The sequence below is a fragment of the Streptomyces sp. NPDC001204 genome (assembly GCF_053598035.1).
The window spans coordinates 576,271-593,962 of sequence record NZ_JBSFJL010000001.1; the positions used below are offsets into that span (position 1 = coordinate 576,271).

The window sequence follows — 17,692 nt, forward strand, 5'->3', positions numbered from 1 at the left end:
ACCTCGCCGAACAAAAGCGCTCACAGGGGCGTCTTAGGGTTCTCGTCGGACGGTTCTTCTCCGGTATCGGCGCACACGATTCGAAAGCGCGCGGAAAGAGCCCTCGACACACCATGAGGGGTGAAAGCGTGACCGGAACGGTCGTGGGCACATCGAATGCGCGGCCTGCCGAGGCCGCCGTCCTGGACCGGCGCGCTCCGGCCGGTCCGCCGCGGGCGAAGGTCCCGGGAGGCCGGCTGCGCGCCCTCGACGGGCTGCGGCTGGTGGCCGCGCTGATGGTGGCGGCCTACCACTACGGCGGCCGGGGCGGCGAGGTCACCCGGGCCTGGGGGGCGTCACCGGCGCACCAGTTCCCCACGCTGCACTCGTGGTTCGCCTACGGCTGCCTCGGCGTGCAGGTGTTCTTCGTGATCAGTGGCTTCGTCATCTGCATGAGCGGCTGGGGCCGGCCGCTGCGCTCGTTCTTCGCCTCCCGCGCCTCCCGGCTGCTGCCCGCGTACTGGGCGGCGGTCATCCTGGTCACGGCGGTGTTCGCGCTGCCGGTGGTCGCCTACGAGGCGCTCTCGCCGAGCGACACCCTGGTGAACCTGACGATGCTCCAGATGCCGCTGGGGGTCGACCGGGTGCTGGGCGTGTGCTGGACGCTGTGGGCGGAGATACGCTTCTACGCCCTGTTCGCGCTGTGCGTCGTGCTGCCCGGCGCGAACCGCCGGCGCGTGATCCTGTTCTGTGCGGGCTGGACGCTGGCGGCGGCCGTCGCGCAGGGCGCGAAGCAGCCCCTGCTCGACATCGTGCTGATGCCGGAGTACGCCCCGTTCTTCATCGGCGGCGTGGGCCTCTACCTGGTGCACCGGGACCGGCGTGACGCCTACGCCTGGGGCATCGTGGCCGTGAGCTGGCTGATCGGCCAGCACTACGCGGTGCGGGAGCTGTGGCACTCGCCGAGCGTGCACGCCTTCTCGTACCGCAGCTCCTACGGCATCGTCCTCGTCGTCACCTTCGGTTTCCTCGCCGTCGCCGCCATCGCGCTCGGCCTGCTGAGCCGGGTGGACTGGCGCTGGCTGACGGTCGCGGGCGCCCTCACCTACCCGTTCTACCTGGTCCACGAGCACCTGGGCTGGGTCGTCATCGAGGTGCTCCACCAGCGCCTCGGCATCCCGTCGTACGGCACCTTCCTACTGACGGTCGCCGTGATGCTGCTGCTGGCCTGGCTGCTGCACCGGTACGTGGAGCGGTGGCTGACACCGAGGCTGCGCACGGCGCTGTCGCGGCCACGTGCGCAGCCCAGTCGCTGACCAGTGCTGCACTAGGCGCTCGCCAGCGACAGCTTCACCGCGAAGCCCAGGAACAGGACGCCCGCCGCGGAGGTCGCCGACGCCGACAGGCGCTTGCGGCGGCGGAAGGCGGCGGCCAGCTTGGTGCCGCCGAAAATCAGCGCGCTGAGGTAGAGGACGCTGGCGAACTGGAGGAAGGCGCCGAGAATGACGAAGGAGAGCGCAGGATAGGCGTAGGCCGGGTCGACGAACTGCACGAAGAAGGCGATGACGAACAGGATCGCCTTGGGGTTGACGAGGCTGACGACCAGAGCGCGGCGGAACGGCCGCTCGGCGGCGGCCGCCGGAGCGGAGTCCTCCTCCAGCGCCGCCTTCTCGCGCCGGGTCCGCCACATGCCCCAGCCGGTCCGCAGCATGCCGATCGCGATCCAGGTCAGATATCCGGCGCCGGCGTACTTCACGATCCCGAACAGCACGGGGTTCGCCTTCAGCAGGGAGGCGGCCCCGGCCGCACCGAGCGTCATGAGCACGGTGTCCCCGCACCAGACGCCCGCCGCGGCGGTGTACCCGGCGCGTATCCCGCGCCGGGCGGCGACGGAGAGCACGTACAGCGAGTTGGGCCCGGGAAGCAGGACGATGAGGACGAGCCCTGCCAAGTAGGTGGGGAGATGGATGACTCCGAACATGGCAAGGAGTGTCGCACGGGGGTGCGGCGCCGCGGTGCCGGGTTCCGGGGGACGAGACGGGCGGGCCGGCCGCCCCCTCGGCGCGGGGGCGGCCGTCGCTCAGAACGCGTCGCTCGGCACGTAGTTGCCCCACACCTCCCGCAGCGCGTTGCACACCTCGCCCACCGTCGCGCGGGCCTTCAGCGCCTCCTTCATCGGGTACAGGACGTTGTCCTCGCCCTTCGCGGCCTTCTTCAGGGCGGACAGGGCCGTGTCCACGGCCGTCTGGTCGCGCTCGGCGCGCAGCTTGGCCAGGCGTTCGGCCTGCTGGGCCTCGATGGCGGGGTCGACGCGGAGCGGCTCGTACGGCTCCTCCTCGTCGAGTTCGAAGCGGTTGACGCCGACGACGACCCGCTCGCCCGAGTCGGTCTCCTGGGCGATGCGGTAGGCGCTGCGCTCGATCTCCTGCTTCTGGAAGCCGTGCTCGATCGCCGAGACCGCGCCCCCGAGGTCCTCGACCTTCCGCATCAGCGCGACGGTGGCCGCCTCGACGTCGTCCGTCATCTTCTCGATGACGTAGGAGCCGGCGAACGGGTCCACCGTCGCGGTCACGTCCGTCTCGTACGCCAGGACCTGCTGGGTGCGCAGGGCCAGGCGCGCGCTCTTGTCGGTGGGCAGCGCGATCGCCTCGTCGAAGGAGTTCGTGTGCAGCGACTGGGTGCCGCCCAGAACCGCCGCCAGGCCCTGGACGGCGACCCGGACCAGGTTCACCTCGGGCTGCTGCGCCGTCAGCTGGACGCCCGCCGTCTGCGTGTGGAAGCGCAGCATCAGCGACTTGGGGTTCTTCGCGCCGAACTCCTCCTTCATCACACGCGCCCAGATCCGGCGGGCCGCGCGGAACTTGGCGACCTCCTCCAGGATCGTCGTACGGGCGACGAAGAAGAACGACAGGCGCGGGGCGAAGTCGTCGACGTCCATGCCGGCCGCGACCGCCGTGCGGACGTACTCGATGCCGTCGGCGAGGGTGAACGCGATCTCCTGCGCGGGGGACGCGCCCGCCTCGGCCATGTGGTAGCCCGAGATGGAGATGGTGTTCCACTTGGGGATCTCGGCCTTGCAGTACTTGAAGATGTCCGCGATCAGCCGCAGGGACGGCTTGGGCGGGAAGATGTACGTCCCGCGCGCGATGTACTCCTTCAGCACGTCGTTCTGGATCGTGCCCGTCAGCTTGTCGGCGCCGACCCCCTGCTCCTCCGCCACCAGTTGGTACAGCAGGAGCAGGAGCGCCGCCGGGGCGTTGATCGTCATCGACGTCGACACCTTGTCCAGCGGGATCCCGCCGAACAGCACCCGCATGTCGTCGATCGAGTCGATGGCCACGCCCACCTTGCCGACCTCGCCGTGCGCGATCGGCGCGTCGGAGTCGTGGCCCATCTGGGTGGGCAGGTCGAAGGCGACGGACAGGCCCATCGTGCCGTTGGCGATCAGCTGCTTGTAGCGGGCGTTGGACTCCACCGCCGTGCCGAAGCCGGCGTACTGGCGCATGGTCCAGGGACGGCCCGTGTACATGGTGGGGTACACACCGCGGGTGAAGGGGTAGGCCCCCGGCTCGCCCAGCTTCTCGGCCGGGTCCCAGCCCTTCAGGGCGTCCGGCCCGTAGACCGGCTCGATGGGCAGCCCCGACTCCGACTCGCGCGCCATGGTGTGTGCCTCCGCGTTTCCTTGTTACTCGCCAGTTACTCGCCAGTACGGCCGACTCTCGCCACGGACTGTAGCGGCGGCCGTGCGCCGGGTGGAGTGCCCCACGCTGGGAGCTATCTCACAGCCCGAGTGGTCACTCTGTCTCCCCACCTTGCCCCCTGGTTCGCCGCCCGTCACGTCTGGGGAGACATTCCGGTGTACGGCCGGCGACGGACACCGGCGGGACAGCGGGGGGCGCCATGCGTACCGGGGCAACGAGGAGAGCGATCGCCGCCGTGGCCGCGGCCACGGCACTGGCCGCCGTGTGCGGCTGCACGGTGCAGTCCCCGGGCCCGGACGGCCGGCCGCGCTCGCCGGTGCACATCGAGGTCCCGGACACCGGGCCGCCCGGCGCCCGCACCAGCGCCCCCGGCGGCACGGGGCCGGCCCGGACCCCGGTCCGCACCACCGCCCGGGTCCTGTGGTCCCGCGGCGACAGCGGCCGTGACGTCCGGGAGCTCCAGGCCCGGCTGCGCCAGATCGGCTGGCTGTTCGACGGGCCCACCGGGTCCTACGACGACCTGACCGAACAGGCCGTCAAGGGCTTCCAGGGAAAGCGCGGACTGCCGCGGACGGGGCGGACCGACACGGTCACCTGGCAGCGCCTGCTGCGGATGACGCACGAGCCGGGCCGGTGGGAGCTGTATCTGATGGGCGGGCAGCCGGCCGGCCCGCCGGACGGGCGCTGCCTGACCGGCCGGGTGCTGTGCATCGACAAGACCAGCCGGACGCTGCGCTGGATGGTGGACGGGCGGACGCTCTCGACGATGGCGGTGCGGTTCGGGACGGAGTACACACCCACCCGCGAAGGTGTGTTCAAGGTCTACTGGAAGTCGCGACACCATGTGTCGACGCTCTACGACTCCCCCATGCCCTACGCGCTGTTCTTCAGCGGCGGCCAGGCCGTGCACTACTCCTACGACTTCGCGGCGCGCGGCTACGCGGGCGGCTCGCACGGGTGCGTCAACGTACGGGACGAGGCGGCGGTCTCGCGGCTGTTCGCGCAGGTGCGGGTCGGCGACAGGGTCGTCGTGCACTGGTGACGCGCGAGGCATGGCGAGGCGGGAGGAAGAGGGAGGGGGGACGGGGGCGCGGGCGGGACCGGGGGAACGTGTCCCGCCCGCGCCGAAATGCACGAGCCGTGGGTACGGGGGGAACCCCGGCTCTGTGCGGTGGCCGATGACCAGTCGGCTCACTCACTACTGCGCCACCGCCGCGGAAAACGTCACACCCCGCCGGGACAATTTTCCCCGAGGAACGAACTCGCAGGTCAGAGCAGCGGCAGGCGCGGGATCACAGGGCGCTGTAGGTGGGCTCCGGCGGCGACACCGAGGGCGAGACCGGCTCTTTCGGGACCGACGGGGCGGAGTCCGGGAGCTGCGGGGCGAGGACCGAGGGTGCGAGGCCCTTGCGGAGGCCGCGGCCGTCACCGCCGCCGCCGTCACCGTCGCCGCCCTGGTCGCCGCCTTGGTCGTCGCCCTGTTCGCCCTCGGCGCCCTTGTCGCCTTGGCCCTTCCCGCCGCCCTTGCCCTTCCCGCCGCTCTTGCCGTTCTGGCCGCCTTCGTTCTGGCCCTGGTCGTCGCCGCCCGTGTCACCGGAGCGGCCGTCGACCGCCTTCAGGACGCCCTGGCAGTACGACCACACGCGCACGGAGCCGCCGGCCGCTGCCTCCAGGTCGCGCCGGCGGTCGGAGTCCAGGGTCCTGCCGTCGCGCAGGTCGCGGCAGGACGAGACCAGCCGGTTCCAGCGGTCGCCGGAATTGCCCTGTTCGTCACCGGAGCCGGTGGCGGCGCCACGACCGGGGGCGGCGCTGCCCTCGCGCGGGGCGCTTCCGGCGTCGCCGTCGGTGGCGCCGGTCGTGGCGCCGCCGGACGTCGGAGTGCCCGGGCCGCTGCCCGTGGTGCCGCCGGGCGAGGGCGACACCAGCGGGTGTTCCGGTGCCGCCGGGACGGAGACGGAGGTGCCGGGGACGGGCTCGTCGCCGCGGAACGGCGTCGGCAGCACGCCGGTGGTGGCCGCCGCCGCGACCCCGCCGGCCGCGCCCGCGGCGAGCGCGGCCGACACCGCGAGACGTACCCGCCGGCCCCCGCGCCGCGCCCCGGCACGCCGGGCACGCCCTCCCGTACCGCCACGCGCGTGCGTGCCGATCCGGACGAGGCCGACCTCGTCGGAGCGCGCGGAACGCGGACGGGAGTGTGCTCCGAGGGCCGCGGCGCGCTCGTCGGCGCGTTGAGCGCGCGCCTTGCGGAAGGCGGCCAGCGCGGCGGCCTCACCGGGCAGCGCGGCGTCCGCGGAGTCGTCCGGGTACGCGGAGGCGGTCGAGGAGGCGGGAGAAGCGGCCGGGTCCGGGAAGGCCCGGGCGGCCTGAGGAGGCGGATACGACTCGGCGGACAGGGCGCCGAGCGCCTTGGCGAGCCGTTCGGCCTGGTGACGGACGGTGATGTCGACGGTGTCCAGTGGCTCCCCGCGCAGCAGACGCTCCGCGGTGTCGCGGTCCAGCCACCTGTGCTGCTCCTCGGCCATCACATGTCCTTCTGCGTCCGGGCACGCATATGCGTCACACCGGCGGACGTCACCGCGTGGCCCCGCGGTTCGCGCGGAGGCGGCAGCGCGTCGAGCGCGTGGGGGGATTCCGGATCGTCGCCGAGGAGTTCCGCGAGCCGTTTCAGACCGCGGTGCGCGGCGGTGCGCACGGCACCGGGGCGCTTGCCGAGCGTCTCCGCCGCGGTCTTCGCGTCGAGGCCCACGACCACGCGCAGCACCACGGCCTCGGCCTGGTCCTGCGGGAGTTGGGCGATGAGCGAGAGGGTGCTGCCGGTGGCCAGGGCCTCCATGGCCTCGCCCGCGGTGTCGGACTCCGCGGCCCGGCCGGCCAGTTCCGTCTCGTCGCCGCCGATCGCGGGGCGGCGGCCGCGCATGCGTATGTGGTCCAGAGCGCGGTTGCGGGCGATCCTGGCGGCCCAGCCGCGGAACCGGTCGGCGTCCCCGCTGAACCGTTCCAGATCGCGGGCGATCTGGAGCCAGGCCTCGGACGCCACGTCCTCGGCGTCCGGCTCGCCGACCAGCGTGCGTATGTATCCCAGCAGCCGCGGGTGCACGGCACGGTACACAGTCCGGAACGCGGTCTCGTCCCCGTCCTGCGCCGCGAGCACCGCGGCGGTCAGCTCCGCGTCGTCCCCCAGCACCCGTGGTGCCCTTCCTTGCGACTGAACCGGCACCGCTGTCGCGGACCGGGCTCTGGCCGTCGTGGTTCCTCAGTTGATGGCTGCGGTGTTCGAGGCGTCAGATCGTTGCGATGGCCATGCCCGCCGCGCCTCGGCGCGAAAGGCACGTTACGGCCTGAAACCGCCTTCCGTCCATGACCGTACAACGTGCAACCAACCGGAGCCGGGGTGAGGTGTGACAGAAACCGCACCCTCGGCGCTGTAAGGAATACGGGCCGCGCGGCCCGTGCCGCGCGACGGCCGGGGCCTCTCCTGTGGGGGGTGGCGGCCCCGGCCGTTGCCTCGGTACTCATCGCTCCGCCGCCCCGCCCCGGGCCTCCTCGTCGAGCTGCCGCGCCAGCCGTTTCAACCCCCGGTAGGCCGCGGTGCGCACCGCGCCCGGCCGTTTGCCGAGGACGCGCGCGGCGGCGGGGCCGTCGAGGCCGACGACGACCCGCAGCAGTACCGCCTCCGCCTGGTCGCGGGGCAGCCGGCGGACGAGGTCGAGAGCGCGCTCGGTGGTCATGGACTCCAGGGCCTGGTCATGGGTGCTGTACGGGCCGGGCAGTTCCAGGACGTCCTGTTCCAGCGTGGCGGCCTGGGGCCGCACCCGCCGCCGACGCAGATGGTCGAGCGCCCGGTGCCGCGCGATGGTCGCCGTCCAGCCGCGAAAGCCCGCCCCGTCGCCCCGGAACCGGCCGAGGTCCCGCGCGATCTCCAGCCAGGCCTCGGACGCCACGTCCTCGGCGTCGTCGCCGACGAGACCGCGCACGTACCCGAGCAGTCCGGGCTGCACCAACCGGTACGCGACGGCGAAGGCTTCCTCGTCGCCTTCCTGGGCCCGCGCGACGGCCGCACCCAACTCCCCGTCGTACGCCTGCGCGCGGCGGGGTTCCCCTCCCTGGCCCAAGAACTGTCCTCGTCCGTAGCGAGTCCCCAGACGTGCGCACCACCGACCGGCCGTGTCCACGCCCCCACGGTCATCAGCGTCCGCTCCCACAGAAGTGTCACAGCTAGTCAGCGGCCCCACGGCCACGGCTCAGATCCGCTCGGTCCCCATCGCGTCCCGGCACAGCAGCCGCAGCGACCCCTGACCCGTGAAGCACCGCCCGGCCTCCTCGATGGGGTCCCACAGCCGTCCGTCCGCGGTGCGCACCCAGTGCTCGCCGCCGCTCGCCCACCACTCGGCCCCGCCGCCATGGCGGACGATCACCTCGCCGGCGTAGGCGCCGAAGCCGCGCAGCACGCTCCGCACGGCGGCGTGCGGAGTGCCCTCGCGGCGTATCTCCTCGATCGTCCGGTCGACTCGCCACAGGCTCTGCGCCGAGTAGTCCAGGCGCAGCCGGGCGCCCTCGCGCATCGCCGTCACGGTGTCCGCCGCCCACCGCACCGGTTTGGTGGCGGCCTGGGGCCTGTTCTGCTGATGAGTCGTCACATGCTGGGCTGTCACATAGGGAAGAGCGCGATCCGCCCGTGGTTCGTCACCCGCGGCCGCGATCTCGCCCACAACCGGCGCACGACCGACGCAGGACCACCGCACCGCACCCGCAGGACGCTCACAGATCTCCGCCGCGCGCCCGGCCCGTTGGGAGCCCCCGGCTCACACCCGGCCGCGGGCCCGGCGGGACACCACCGCCCGCAGGACGCGGCGCCCCTCCGTGGAGACCTCCAGGGCCTGGCGGAGTCCGGCCCGCCCGTGTCCGGCGACCAGCTCCAGGACGGTGATCTGCCGGCGCAGCTCGCCGGCGACCAGCGGCGACATGCCCTCGACGGGGCCCGGAACGGGGTTCGCCCCGGCGCGGACGGAGTCGAGCGCCTCGGGGAGGGAGCCGTCGGGGGCGGCGTCCTCGGCCGGGTCGAGGAGCCGGTGGATCTGGAGCGAGGCGACCGAGCAGGCGTCGGCCCACTGCCGCACCTCGGCCGCGGACCGGGCGGCCGGCGCGGCGATCAGCATCCGGCGGGCCAGCAGCGCGGCCTCGTCCCCGGCGTCCTCGGCGTCTCCCTCGCCCAGCGCGCCCAGCGCGCCGCGTGCCTGCTCCAGCCGCTCCGCCCAGTCGCCGTCCGAGGAGTGGGCGGAGTCCTCGGCGAGGCTCCCCCACAGCGGCCGCAGGACCTCGTCGTCGCCGCCGAGCAGCGGCACGCACCGATCCAAACAAGCCAGCCCGCTGGCGGCCAGTCCCCGCTCGTCGGCCTGCGCGATCAGTTCCACCAGGCTCATCCACGCCTCCTCAAAGGGCGCCGACCTCTACGGAGCCCGCACTTGCCCTTACTGCGTGCGATCGGCCGGTAGTTTCACACGGGTTGCACGCAGAGTCGAGCAAGTTGGCATAAGAGAAGGTTTCGGCCAACGACCGAGGTCGGCTGTCGGCGCCGGGGAAGCGAGGTCAGGCCACGGCCGGCGCCGGACCTCGCAACGCCTTCTCGTGCTGCATACGGGTCAGCCGGAGCACCACGAGAACGGCGAACACGGCGGCGATGACGTCGAGGGCGTCGCTGAACATCATCTCCCCGGCGGCCTGATGCAGTTCCTTGGCCGCGACCGCCTGGTTGTAGTGGGTGTCCGCCAGCCGGCCGGCCATCAGCCCGATGATCCACAGCGTCCACCAGGTATGCACCAACCAGTTCGACCTGGGCCCGTCCGCCGGCCTGCTGGCCTCCCAGATGTCCACGGCGATCCTGCGCGGGAACCACAGGTTGACGACCGGGGTGAACCACGCGCCGATCGCCCAGCCGCGCTTCATGCTGTGCCCGGAGGGTTCGAACACCTCGGCGTTGACCCGCACCCGGTAGAACCAGCACAGGAAGACGACACAACTGGCGAGCAGCGTGACCAACTGGGTGACGCCCGCGACGGCGTAGAGCCGGTCGGCGTCGTCGGCCCGCCGCATCACGTCCGCGCCGACCGAGCCGTTCACGAGGTCGCCCGAGACGTCGTACATCACGATGTCCGTCCAGACGGCGAACAGGTCGGCGGCGGCGGCGAGGAGAAGCGTCGCGGCGGCGGCCCGGCCGAGTGCGACCGGCGAGCGCAGCCAGGCCTGCGGCCGCCCCGTGTACGGCGGGACGGCCGGCGGCAGGACGGCCGGCGGCGGGACGGCCGGCGCCGGAAGGGCCGCACAGCTGGTGCAGAGAGTGCCGCCGGGTGCCGCCGCCAGGTGGTGACAGCGTGCGCAGATCATGGTGGGTCCCCCCGAGGTGTCGTAGTGGAGCCGTCCCGGCTCCCCCCGGAGCGCGGGCGCGGCACCCGGAACCTACGGGGCCCGCCCTTCGTACGTCCACTCGATTCGGCGTCAACCCAGCTTGTCGGCGAGCCCGTTGAACTCCGCCCAGGACATCGCGGGTTCGCGCGCGTCCCACAGCTTCTGGACGGTGGCTCGCAGCGGCATCCGGATACCGGCCGCCACCTGGTCCTGGGTCTGGGAGTTCGCCAGGTCGCACCACACGGCGAACGAGCCGCCCAGTATCTGCGCGTCGTACTTGCCGGGCACCGCCTCGGTGCCGCGCAGCACGCGCGGGGTCCACTGCTCGTAGATCCGCCGGCCGGTCGGGTAGACGAAGGTCTGCGGCTCGCCGAGGACGTAGTACAGGAACTCGTCGTTGTAGTTGAGCACCTTGCGGCCGGCGTCGAGGTACTCGAGCGGCTGCCGGGCGCCGTACTCCTTGCCCGTCCAGTAGGCGACCTCGATGTCCCGGGCGGGCGGCACCGACGAGCTCCGGAAGAAGCCGTCGTTCCAGGCGCGGGGGGTGCGGTCGTGCCCGCGGACGGTGGCGGCGCGGTCGTTGAGCCAGCCCGTCGTCAGGTCGGCCACGTTGCCGCCGGCGCCGTAGGCCTTGCGCGCGGCGGCGGCCAGCTGCGGGTAGGACGCCTCGGGGTCGCGCACGGTGAGCGCCTGGTACTCGTCGCCGCCGAGGTGCCAGTGGCCGCCGGGGAAGAGGTCCGCGTACTCGTCGAGCAGGTCGTCGACGATCGCGGCCGACCGGAGCTCGGAGATGTCGATGGCGCCGCGTGTCACCACGCCCTGCGCGTTGCGCAGCTGCAACTCGGGGTGGGCGGCCGTCACGGCGCCGAGGTGGCCGGGCGAGTCGATCTCGGGGACGACGGTGATGTGCCGGCCGGCGGCCAGGTCGACGATCCGCTTGACCTGGGCCTTGGTCAGGTGGTCCGCGGAGACGACCTCCGGGTGCGTGTCGGACTCGATGCGGAAGCCCTGGTCGTCGGAGAGGTGCAGGCCGAACTCGTTGAACTTCAGGTCCCCGAGTTCCCGGATGCGGTCCTCCAGCCAGTCGGCCGTGTACGGCTTGCGGGCGATGTCCAGCATGAAACCGCGCCGCGGCTTGTCCGGCGCGTCCTCCACGACCCCCTCGGGGGCCGTGCCGCCGTCGTGCACTTCCTGCTTCAGGGTGCGGGTGCCGTAGAAGACCCCCGCGTCGGCCGGCCCGCTGATGGTCACCCTGCCGTCGCGCACGGTCATGGTGTACGACTCGGGGTTGCGGCCCGCGCCCTTGTCCAGCACCAGCCGGACGTCCCCCGGACGCACGTCGCCGCGCCGGCCGGAGTAGGTGAGACCGAGTTCACTCGCGATCAGCTTCCCCTCGTCGGTGAGGGAGGCGTCGTCCACCACGACCCGGGCGCCCGGCTCCGGGCGCCAGCCGGGGCCGCGGGCGGCGGTGTGGGAGCGCACGGCGGGGATGGTCCGCGGCGCCTGCGACAGCGGGTAGCTGCGGGTGGGGCCGGGGCTCCCCGAGCCGGACGGCCCGCCCGGCGCCGCGTCCGCAGGGGACCCGTCGCCCCCGAAGGACCACACGGCCAGTCCGATGCCCAGTCCGACAGCGGTGACGAACCCGCCCACGACGACAGCCCGCGTGCGCGGCGGCTTGCGTGCCGGAGCCCGGCGCCTGTGCTTGCTCACCCGGCCAAACCTAACGGCCCATGACGACCGTCCGTGTCCACCGCACGCTCTCAAACTCTCCCGTCCGAGTGAAATTCAAGCACCCGTCGAACACGTCATGAGCACACCCGATAACGTAGCGGCGCATCTCTCACGGATTCCCCTGCCGACCCCCCTGCCGACACGCTGCCGGCCTCCTGCCGACATCCCTGCCGACCTAGGACCCACGCTGCCCGCGCAGAACCTGGAGCGCTTCAACACCGCCCCCGCCCCCGAGGTCCACCGGACCCTCCTGACCTGCCTGCACAGCCCCCGCTGGGCGCACCGCGTCGCCGCCCACCGCCCCTATCCGGACGTACCGTCCCTCCTGGCGGCGGCGGACGAGGCGACGTACGACCTGGACCCCGAGGAACTCGCCGGGGCCCTGGCGGAAGAGCCACTGCCGAAGCTGCCCGCCCACACGTACGCGGCCGCCTCCACGGCCCTGAGCGCCGGCTACGCCGCCTACGAGGCCAGATTCGGCCACACCTTCGTCATCTGTCTGGACGGCACCGCCCCGGACGAGACCCTGGACCGGGTCCTGCCGGCGATCCGGTCACGTCTGACCAACGATCCGGAGGACGAGCGCGGCGTGGCCCGGGAGGAGCTGCGGAGGCTGGCGAACGGGCGGCTTCGGGGCCTTCTGGGCGCCGCCACTGCGCCGTCCGTGCACCTTTGAGGGCGACTTCGATCACACGGGCGGACCCCCCGTAAGGCCCCTGCCAGCACCTCGGTACGATACTGGGGGCCGGTGGACCGTACCCGGCCGGGCCCGACCGACAGTGAAGCCGGCGCGGCCCTAGTCCCCGCTCCCGGAGGGTTCTTCCGTGCCGGCTGGAACGCTGTACCGCGGCCGGGAAGGAATGTGGTCCTGGGTGGCTCACCGAGTCACCGGCGTCCTCATCTTCTTCTTCCTGTTCGTCCATGTGCTGGACACCGCACTCGTGCGTGTGTCTCCGGAGGCCTACGACAAGGTCGTGGCCACCTACAAGACGCCGATCGTCGCCCTGCTCGAATACGGGCTGGTCGCCGCCATCCTCTTCCACGCTCTCAACGGCCTGCGTGTCATCGCCGTCGACTTCTGGGCCAAGGGCGCCCGGTACCAGAAGCAGATGCTGTGGACCGTGGTCGGCGTATGGGTCCTGCTCATGATCGGGGCGATCTACCCCGTCCTCGGCCACGCCGCTCGTGCAGTATTCGGGAGCTGACGCACATGTCCACCACTGAAACCACCGCTTCCGGCATCGGCCCGGTCGAGGGCGGCTCCGTCTACGGCGTGGACAACCCCGCCCCCCTCATCGAGGCCCCGCGTCAGCGCACCCGGAAGACCCCGAAGTCGACCCGCGGCAACTTCGAGATGTACGGCTGGCTGTTCATGCGGCTGTCCGGCATCGTCCTGGTCGTCCTCGTCATCGGCCACCTGCTCATCCAGCTCGTCCTGGACGGCGGCGTCTCCAAGATCGGCTTCGCCTTCGTGGCGGGCCGCTGGGCCTCCCCCTGGTGGCAGGTCTGGGACCTGCTCATGCTGTGGCTGGCGATGCTGCACGGCTGCAACGGCCTGCGCACGGTCATCAACGACTACGCGGAGCGCGCGAACACGCGCCTGTGGCTGAAGGGTCTGCTGTACACCGCCACGGTGTGGACCATCCTGCTGGGCACGCTGGTGATCTTCACCTTCGACCCGAACATCCGCTAGGCCCCGGGACCGAGGTATTTTCCTGATGAAGATCCACAAGTACGACACCGTCATCGTCGGCGCCGGTGGCGCCGGTATGCGGGCCGCCATCGAGGCGACCAAGCGCAGCCGCACCGCGGTCCTGACCAAGCTCTACCCGACCCGCTCCCACACGGGCGCCGCGCAGGGCGGCATGGCCGCCGCGCTGGCGAACGTGGAGGAGGACAACTGGGAGTGGCACACCTTCGACACGGTCAAGGGCGGTGACTACCTGGTCGACCAGGACGCCGCCGAGATCCTGGCGAAGGAGGCCATCGACTCCGTCCTCGACCTGGAGAAGATGGGCCTGCCGTTCAACCGGACGCCCAACGGGACGATCGACCAGCGGCGCTTCGGCGGGCACTCCCGCAACCACGGCGAGGCCCCGGTCCGCCGCTCCTGCTACGCGGCCGACCGCACCGGCCACATGATCCTCCAGACGCTGTACCAGAACTGCGTCAAGGAGGGCGTGGAGTTCTTCAACGAGTTCTACGTCCTGGACCAGCTGCTCATCGAGGTCGACGGCGTCAAGAAGTCGGCCGGCGTGGTGGCCTACGAGCTGGCGACCGGCGAGATCCACGTCTTCCAGGCGAAGTCCGTGATCTACGCCTCCGGCGGCACCGGCAAGTTCTTCAAGGTGACGTCGAACGCGCACACCCTGACCGGCGACGGCCAGGCCGCCGTCTACCGGCGCGGGCTGCCGCTGGAGGACATGGAGTTCTTCCAGTTCCACCCGACCGGCATCTGGCGCATGGGCATCCTGCTCACGGAGGGCGCCCGCGGTGAGGGCGGCATCCTGCGCAACAAGGACGGCGAGCGCTTCATGGAGAAGTACGCGCCGGTCATGAAGGACCTCGCCTCCCGCGACGTCGTCTCCCGCTCCATCTACACGGAGATCCGCGAGGGCCGCGGCTGCGGTCCCGAGGGCGACCACGTCTACCTGGACCTGACCCACCTGCCGCCGGAGCAGCTCGACGCCAAGCTGCCGGACATCACCGAGTTCGCGCGGACCTACCTGGGCATCGAGCCGTACACCGACCCGATCCCGATCCAGCCGACCGCGCACTACGCCATGGGCGGCATCCCGACCAACGTCCAGGGCGAGGTGCTCGCGGACAACAGCACGGTCGTGCCGGGCCTGTACGCGGCCGGCGAGGTCGCCTGCGTGTCCGTGCACGGCGCCAACCGCCTGGGCACCAACTCGCTGCTGGACATCAACGTCTTCGGCAAGCGGGCCGGCATCGCCGCCGCGGAGTACGCCGCGAAGGCCGACTTCGTGGAGCTGCCGGAGGACCCCGAGTCCCTCGTGGTCGAGCAGATCGAGCGGCTGCGGACCTCCACCGGCACCGAGCGGGTGGCGAACATCCGCCGGGAGCTGCAGGAGACCATGGACGCCAACGTCATGGTGTTCCGCACCGAGCAGACGATCAAGACGGCGGTCGAGAAGATCGCCGAGCTCCGGGAGCGCTACAAGAACGTGGCGATCCAGGACAAGGGCAAGCGGTTCAACACGGACCTCCTGGAGGCCGTCGAGCTGGGCAACCTGCTGGACCTGGCCGAGGTCATGGCGATCTCCGCCCTGGCCCGCAAGGAGTCCCGCGGCGGTCACTACCGCGAGGACTACCCCAACCGCGACGACGTCAACTTCATGCGCCACACCATGGCGTACCGCGAGGTCGGCGCCGACGGGTCCGAAACCGTCCGTCTCGACTACAAGCCGGTCGTCCAGACCCGCTACCAGCCGATGGAGCGTAAGTACTGATGGCAACCCCCGTTCTGGACAAGGTGGAGGCGGAGTCCGCCGCTTCCCCCTACATCACCGTCACCTTCCGCGTCCGCCGGTTCAACCCGGAGGTCTCGGCCGAGGCGACCTGGGAAGACTTCCAGCTGGAGATCGACCCCAAGGAGCGCGTCCTCGACGGCCTGCACAAGATCAAGTGGGACCTCGACGGCACGCTGACCTTCCGTCGTTCCTGCGCGCACGGCATCTGCGGCTCGGACGCCATGCGGATCAACGGCAAGAACCGTCTGGCCTGCAAGACGCTGATCAAGGACATCAACCCCGAGAAGCCGATCACGGTCGAGCCCATCAAGGGCCTCACGGTCCTGAAGGACCTGGTCGTGGACATGGAGCCGTTCTTCCAGGCGTACCGGGACGTCATGCCGTTCCTGGTCACCAAGGAGACCAACGAGCCGACGCGGGAGCGCCTGCAGTCCGCCGAGGACCGCGCCCGCTTCGACGACACGACGAAGTGCATCCTGTGCGCGGCCTGCACCTCGTCCTGCCCGGTCTTCTGGAACGACGGCCAGTACTTCGGCCCGGCGGCCATCGTCAACGCCCACCGGTTCATCTTCGACAGCCGTGACGAGGCCGGTGAGCAGCGCCTGGAGATCCTCAACGACAAGGACGGCGTCTGGCGCTGCCGCACCACCTTCAACTGCACCGACGCCTGCCCGCGCGGCATCGAGGTGACGAAGGCGATCGCGGAGGTGAAGCGGGCGCTGATCACGCGCCGCTTCTGAGGTTCCGCGGTACGCGACGCCGAGGGCCCCGTTCCATCCGGAACGGGGCCCTCGGCGTGCTGTGCCCGGCTGTCGTCGCCGGGTGCGCGGACGGGTCAGCCGCGCAGGACGCGGCCCTGCGAGTCCGTGCGGTCGTTGCTCGTGAGGAAGAGGATGGCGTCGATCAGGGCCCAGATGCCCAGACCGCCGCAGGTCAGCAGCTGGGCGATGCCCACACCCACGGAACCGACGTAGAAGCGGCCGATGCCCAGGCTTCCGAGGAAGAGCTGGAGGATGCCCGCGACGATCTTCGACTTGTCGGAGTACGGGCGGCCCTGCGGGTCGTAGCCGTAGGGGGCGTCAGGGGTGGGGACAGTCATGGCTGGTGCTCCTGGGGAGTGGTGAGAACACCCGGAGTGGGAACCTCCGGGTCCAGGGAGCCGACTGCCCGGTCACACGGCATCCGTACGTGATTCCACGCGCGTCGACCGGATGCGGCCGCCCCCTGCGCGTTGGGAGCATAAAGATCCGGGAGGGCGGCGCGGGAGGGGGTTCGAAGGAACGTTCCCGTTCCGTGATCAAATTCGGCCACATTGGCGGCATTTGACGCCGCGCCCCGTTCCAGAGCCGTCCACGCACCCTCGCCGATGCCGTACGCGCTCGCCGGCGCCGTACGCCTTCCCCGGCGCCGTACCGACCGCCTCTACACGATGTTGCGGACCACGGTCCACGCCACGGCCACCAGCAGCACCGCCGCCTGCGCCCGGGGGCTGAGCCGGGGGTGCCAGCGGCGCCCGCGCAGCCCCTCCAGGGCCCACTTGCCGAGCAGCGCCAGCGCGAACGGCGCGGCGAGCAGGAGCATCCTGTTGTCCAGCCAGGCCTGGGTGAGGCGGCCGTGCATCAGGTCGTACACCATGCGCGTGCCGCCGCAGGCCGGGCAGAGCAACCCGGTGACGTACCGGAAGGGGCACTGGGGCAGGACGTGGCCGGGCTGGTGCGGGTCGGTGACGTAGAGGTACCCGGCGCCCGCCACCCCGGCGCACAGCACCGCGAGCGGGGCGGCGGCCGGATGCCGCAGCAGCCGGCCGCGCACCGCGCCGGACACCGCGTCAGCCACGCAGGATCCGGCCCTGCGCGTCGGTGTTGTCGTTGCCGGTCAGCAGCATGATGCCGTCGATCAGGGACCAGATGCCGAACCCTCCGCAGGTGAAGAGCTGGGCGATGCCGATCCCGACGTGGCCCATGTAGAAGCGGCCGATGCCGAGGGTGCCCAGGCTGAGCTGGAGGACACCGGCGACGATCTTCGACTTGTCGGAGTAGGGGCGGCCGTAGGGGTCGTAGCCGTAGGGGGCGTTGGGGTCGTACTGCATCCCCGGGGGCGGCGGGTAGCCACCACCGGGAGGCGGGTAGCCACCGGGCGGCGGCGGGTACGCGCCGGGCGGCGGGTAACCACCCGGGGGCGGCGGGTAGCCGCCGGGCTGCTGGTTGGGATACCCGTACCCCGGGGCCTGGTTGGGCTGCTGCGGCTGCTCGGACACGTGGCTCCACTCTTCGACTGCCGACGAACTGACGGTCATATTGCAGGAAGAGCGGCCGAAGCGAAACATCGGGGTCCCGCTCGGCGCCCGGCCGTCCGGCCCGAACGAGTGACCCGGCGACCGCAGCA

19 protein-coding genes are annotated in these 17,692 nt (G+C 71.7%); 7 read left to right on the forward strand and 12 right to left on the reverse strand.

Annotation, left to right across the window (positions count from 1 at the left end):
* Positions 1-113 precede the first annotated feature (113 nt).
* Positions 114-1,295, forward strand: coding sequence for an acyltransferase family protein (locus ACWC91_RS02620; RefSeq protein WP_450725762.1), 1,182 nt, complete (start codon positions 114-116; stop codon positions 1,293-1,295).
* Positions 1,296-1,306: 11 nt separating this feature from the next.
* On the opposite strand, the gene leuE is transcribed toward ACWC91_RS02620, so the two are convergent.
* Both leuE and ACWC91_RS02630 read right to left on the reverse strand, forming a co-directional pair.
* The gene (gene leuE / locus ACWC91_RS02625; protein ID WP_225078958.1) at positions 1,307-1,960 is read right to left on the reverse strand and encodes a leucine efflux protein LeuE; all 654 of its coding nucleotides are present in this window, start codon (positions 1,958-1,960) and stop codon (positions 1,307-1,309) included.
* Positions 1,961-2,059: 99 nt separating this feature from the next.
* Positions 2,060-3,640, reverse strand: a complete 1,581-nt coding sequence (locus ACWC91_RS02630) for an acyl-CoA mutase large subunit family protein (RefSeq protein WP_225078959.1) — start codon at positions 3,638-3,640, stop codon at positions 2,060-2,062.
* 239 nt (positions 3,641-3,879) lie between these two features.
* Here ACWC91_RS02630 and ACWC91_RS02635 point away from each other — a divergent pair, with 239 nt between their 5' ends.
* The gene (locus ACWC91_RS02635) at positions 3,880-4,722 is read left to right on the forward strand and encodes a L,D-transpeptidase family protein (RefSeq protein WP_225078960.1); all 843 of its coding nucleotides are present in this window, start codon (positions 3,880-3,882) and stop codon (positions 4,720-4,722) included.
* A gap of 250 nt (positions 4,723-4,972) precedes the next feature.
* On the opposite strand, the gene ACWC91_RS02640 is transcribed toward ACWC91_RS02635, so the two are convergent.
* The 7 genes from ACWC91_RS02640 to ACWC91_RS02670 form a co-directional block, all read right to left on the reverse strand.
* Complete coding sequence (locus ACWC91_RS02640) at positions 4,973-6,202, reverse strand: extensin (protein ID WP_450725764.1); 1,230 nt, start codon at positions 6,200-6,202, stop codon at positions 4,973-4,975.
* Entirely contained in the window at positions 6,202-6,864 is a 663-nt protein-coding gene (locus ACWC91_RS02645) for an RNA polymerase sigma factor (RefSeq protein WP_225078962.1), read from the reverse strand. The genes ACWC91_RS02640 and ACWC91_RS02645 overlap by 1 nt, the downstream gene beginning before the upstream one ends.
* Before the next feature lie 328 nt (positions 6,865-7,192).
* Entirely contained in the window at positions 7,193-7,792 is a 600-nt protein-coding gene (locus ACWC91_RS02650) for an RNA polymerase sigma factor (protein WP_225078963.1), read from the reverse strand.
* 129 nt (positions 7,793-7,921) lie between these two features.
* Positions 7,922-8,317: a hypothetical protein gene (locus tag ACWC91_RS02655; RefSeq protein WP_225078964.1), complete on the reverse strand. Its 396-nt coding sequence runs from the start codon at positions 8,315-8,317 to the stop codon at positions 7,922-7,924.
* Positions 8,318-8,482: 165 nt separating this feature from the next.
* Complete coding sequence (locus ACWC91_RS02660; RefSeq protein ID WP_225078965.1) at positions 8,483-9,100, reverse strand: hypothetical protein; 618 nt, start codon at positions 9,098-9,100, stop codon at positions 8,483-8,485.
* A gap of 166 nt (positions 9,101-9,266) precedes the next feature.
* Positions 9,267-10,061 (reverse strand): DUF4328 domain-containing protein, encoded by a 795-nt coding sequence (locus tag ACWC91_RS02665; RefSeq protein WP_450643097.1) that lies wholly within the window; start codon positions 10,059-10,061, stop codon positions 9,267-9,269.
* A gap of 111 nt (positions 10,062-10,172) precedes the next feature.
* Complete coding sequence (locus ACWC91_RS02670) at positions 10,173-11,792, reverse strand: beta-N-acetylhexosaminidase (protein WP_450643098.1); 1,620 nt, start codon at positions 11,790-11,792, stop codon at positions 10,173-10,175.
* A 97-nt stretch (positions 11,793-11,889) separates the two neighbouring features.
* On the opposite strand from ACWC91_RS02670, the gene ACWC91_RS02675 reads away from it, so the two are divergent.
* The 5 genes from ACWC91_RS02675 to ACWC91_RS02695 all read left to right on the forward strand — a co-directional run bounded on the left by ACWC91_RS02675 (position 11,890) and on the right by ACWC91_RS02695 (position 16,047).
* Entirely contained in the window at positions 11,890-12,489 is a 600-nt protein-coding gene (locus tag ACWC91_RS02675; protein ID WP_450643099.1) for a 2-oxo-4-hydroxy-4-carboxy-5-ureidoimidazoline decarboxylase, read from the forward strand.
* Between the two features lie 148 nt (positions 12,490-12,637).
* Complete coding sequence (sdhC, locus tag ACWC91_RS02680; protein WP_100569866.1) at positions 12,638-13,018, forward strand: succinate dehydrogenase, cytochrome b556 subunit; 381 nt, start codon at positions 12,638-12,640, stop codon at positions 13,016-13,018.
* A gap of 5 nt (positions 13,019-13,023) precedes the next feature.
* Positions 13,024-13,506, forward strand: a complete 483-nt coding sequence (locus tag ACWC91_RS02685) for a succinate dehydrogenase hydrophobic membrane anchor subunit (RefSeq protein WP_225078968.1) — start codon at positions 13,024-13,026, stop codon at positions 13,504-13,506.
* A gap of 25 nt (positions 13,507-13,531) precedes the next feature.
* Entirely contained in the window at positions 13,532-15,286 is a 1,755-nt protein-coding gene (gene sdhA / locus ACWC91_RS02690; RefSeq protein ID WP_225078969.1) for a succinate dehydrogenase flavoprotein subunit, read from the forward strand.
* Positions 15,286-16,047, forward strand: coding sequence for a succinate dehydrogenase iron-sulfur subunit (locus ACWC91_RS02695; protein WP_141359142.1), 762 nt, complete (start codon positions 15,286-15,288; stop codon positions 16,045-16,047). Before sdhA ends, ACWC91_RS02695 begins: the two co-directional genes overlap by 1 nt.
* A gap of 95 nt (positions 16,048-16,142) precedes the next feature.
* Here ACWC91_RS02695 and ACWC91_RS02700 read toward each other — a convergent pair whose 3' ends face one another.
* The 3 genes from ACWC91_RS02700 to ACWC91_RS02710 form a co-directional block, all read right to left on the reverse strand.
* Entirely contained in the window at positions 16,143-16,406 is a 264-nt protein-coding gene (locus tag ACWC91_RS02700) for a TM2 domain-containing protein (protein ID WP_225078970.1), read from the reverse strand.
* A gap of 323 nt (positions 16,407-16,729) precedes the next feature.
* The gene (locus ACWC91_RS02705; protein ID WP_281156153.1) at positions 16,730-17,143 is read right to left on the reverse strand and encodes a DUF2752 domain-containing protein; all 414 of its coding nucleotides are present in this window, start codon (positions 17,141-17,143) and stop codon (positions 16,730-16,732) included.
* Positions 17,136-17,564 carry a TM2 domain-containing protein gene (locus tag ACWC91_RS02710; RefSeq protein WP_225078972.1) on the reverse strand — a complete coding sequence of 143 codons (429 nt, stop codon included), beginning with the start codon at positions 17,562-17,564 and terminating at the stop codon, positions 17,136-17,138. Before ACWC91_RS02710 ends, ACWC91_RS02705 begins: the two co-directional genes overlap by 8 nt.
* Between the last annotated feature and the right edge of the window lie 128 nt (positions 17,565-17,692).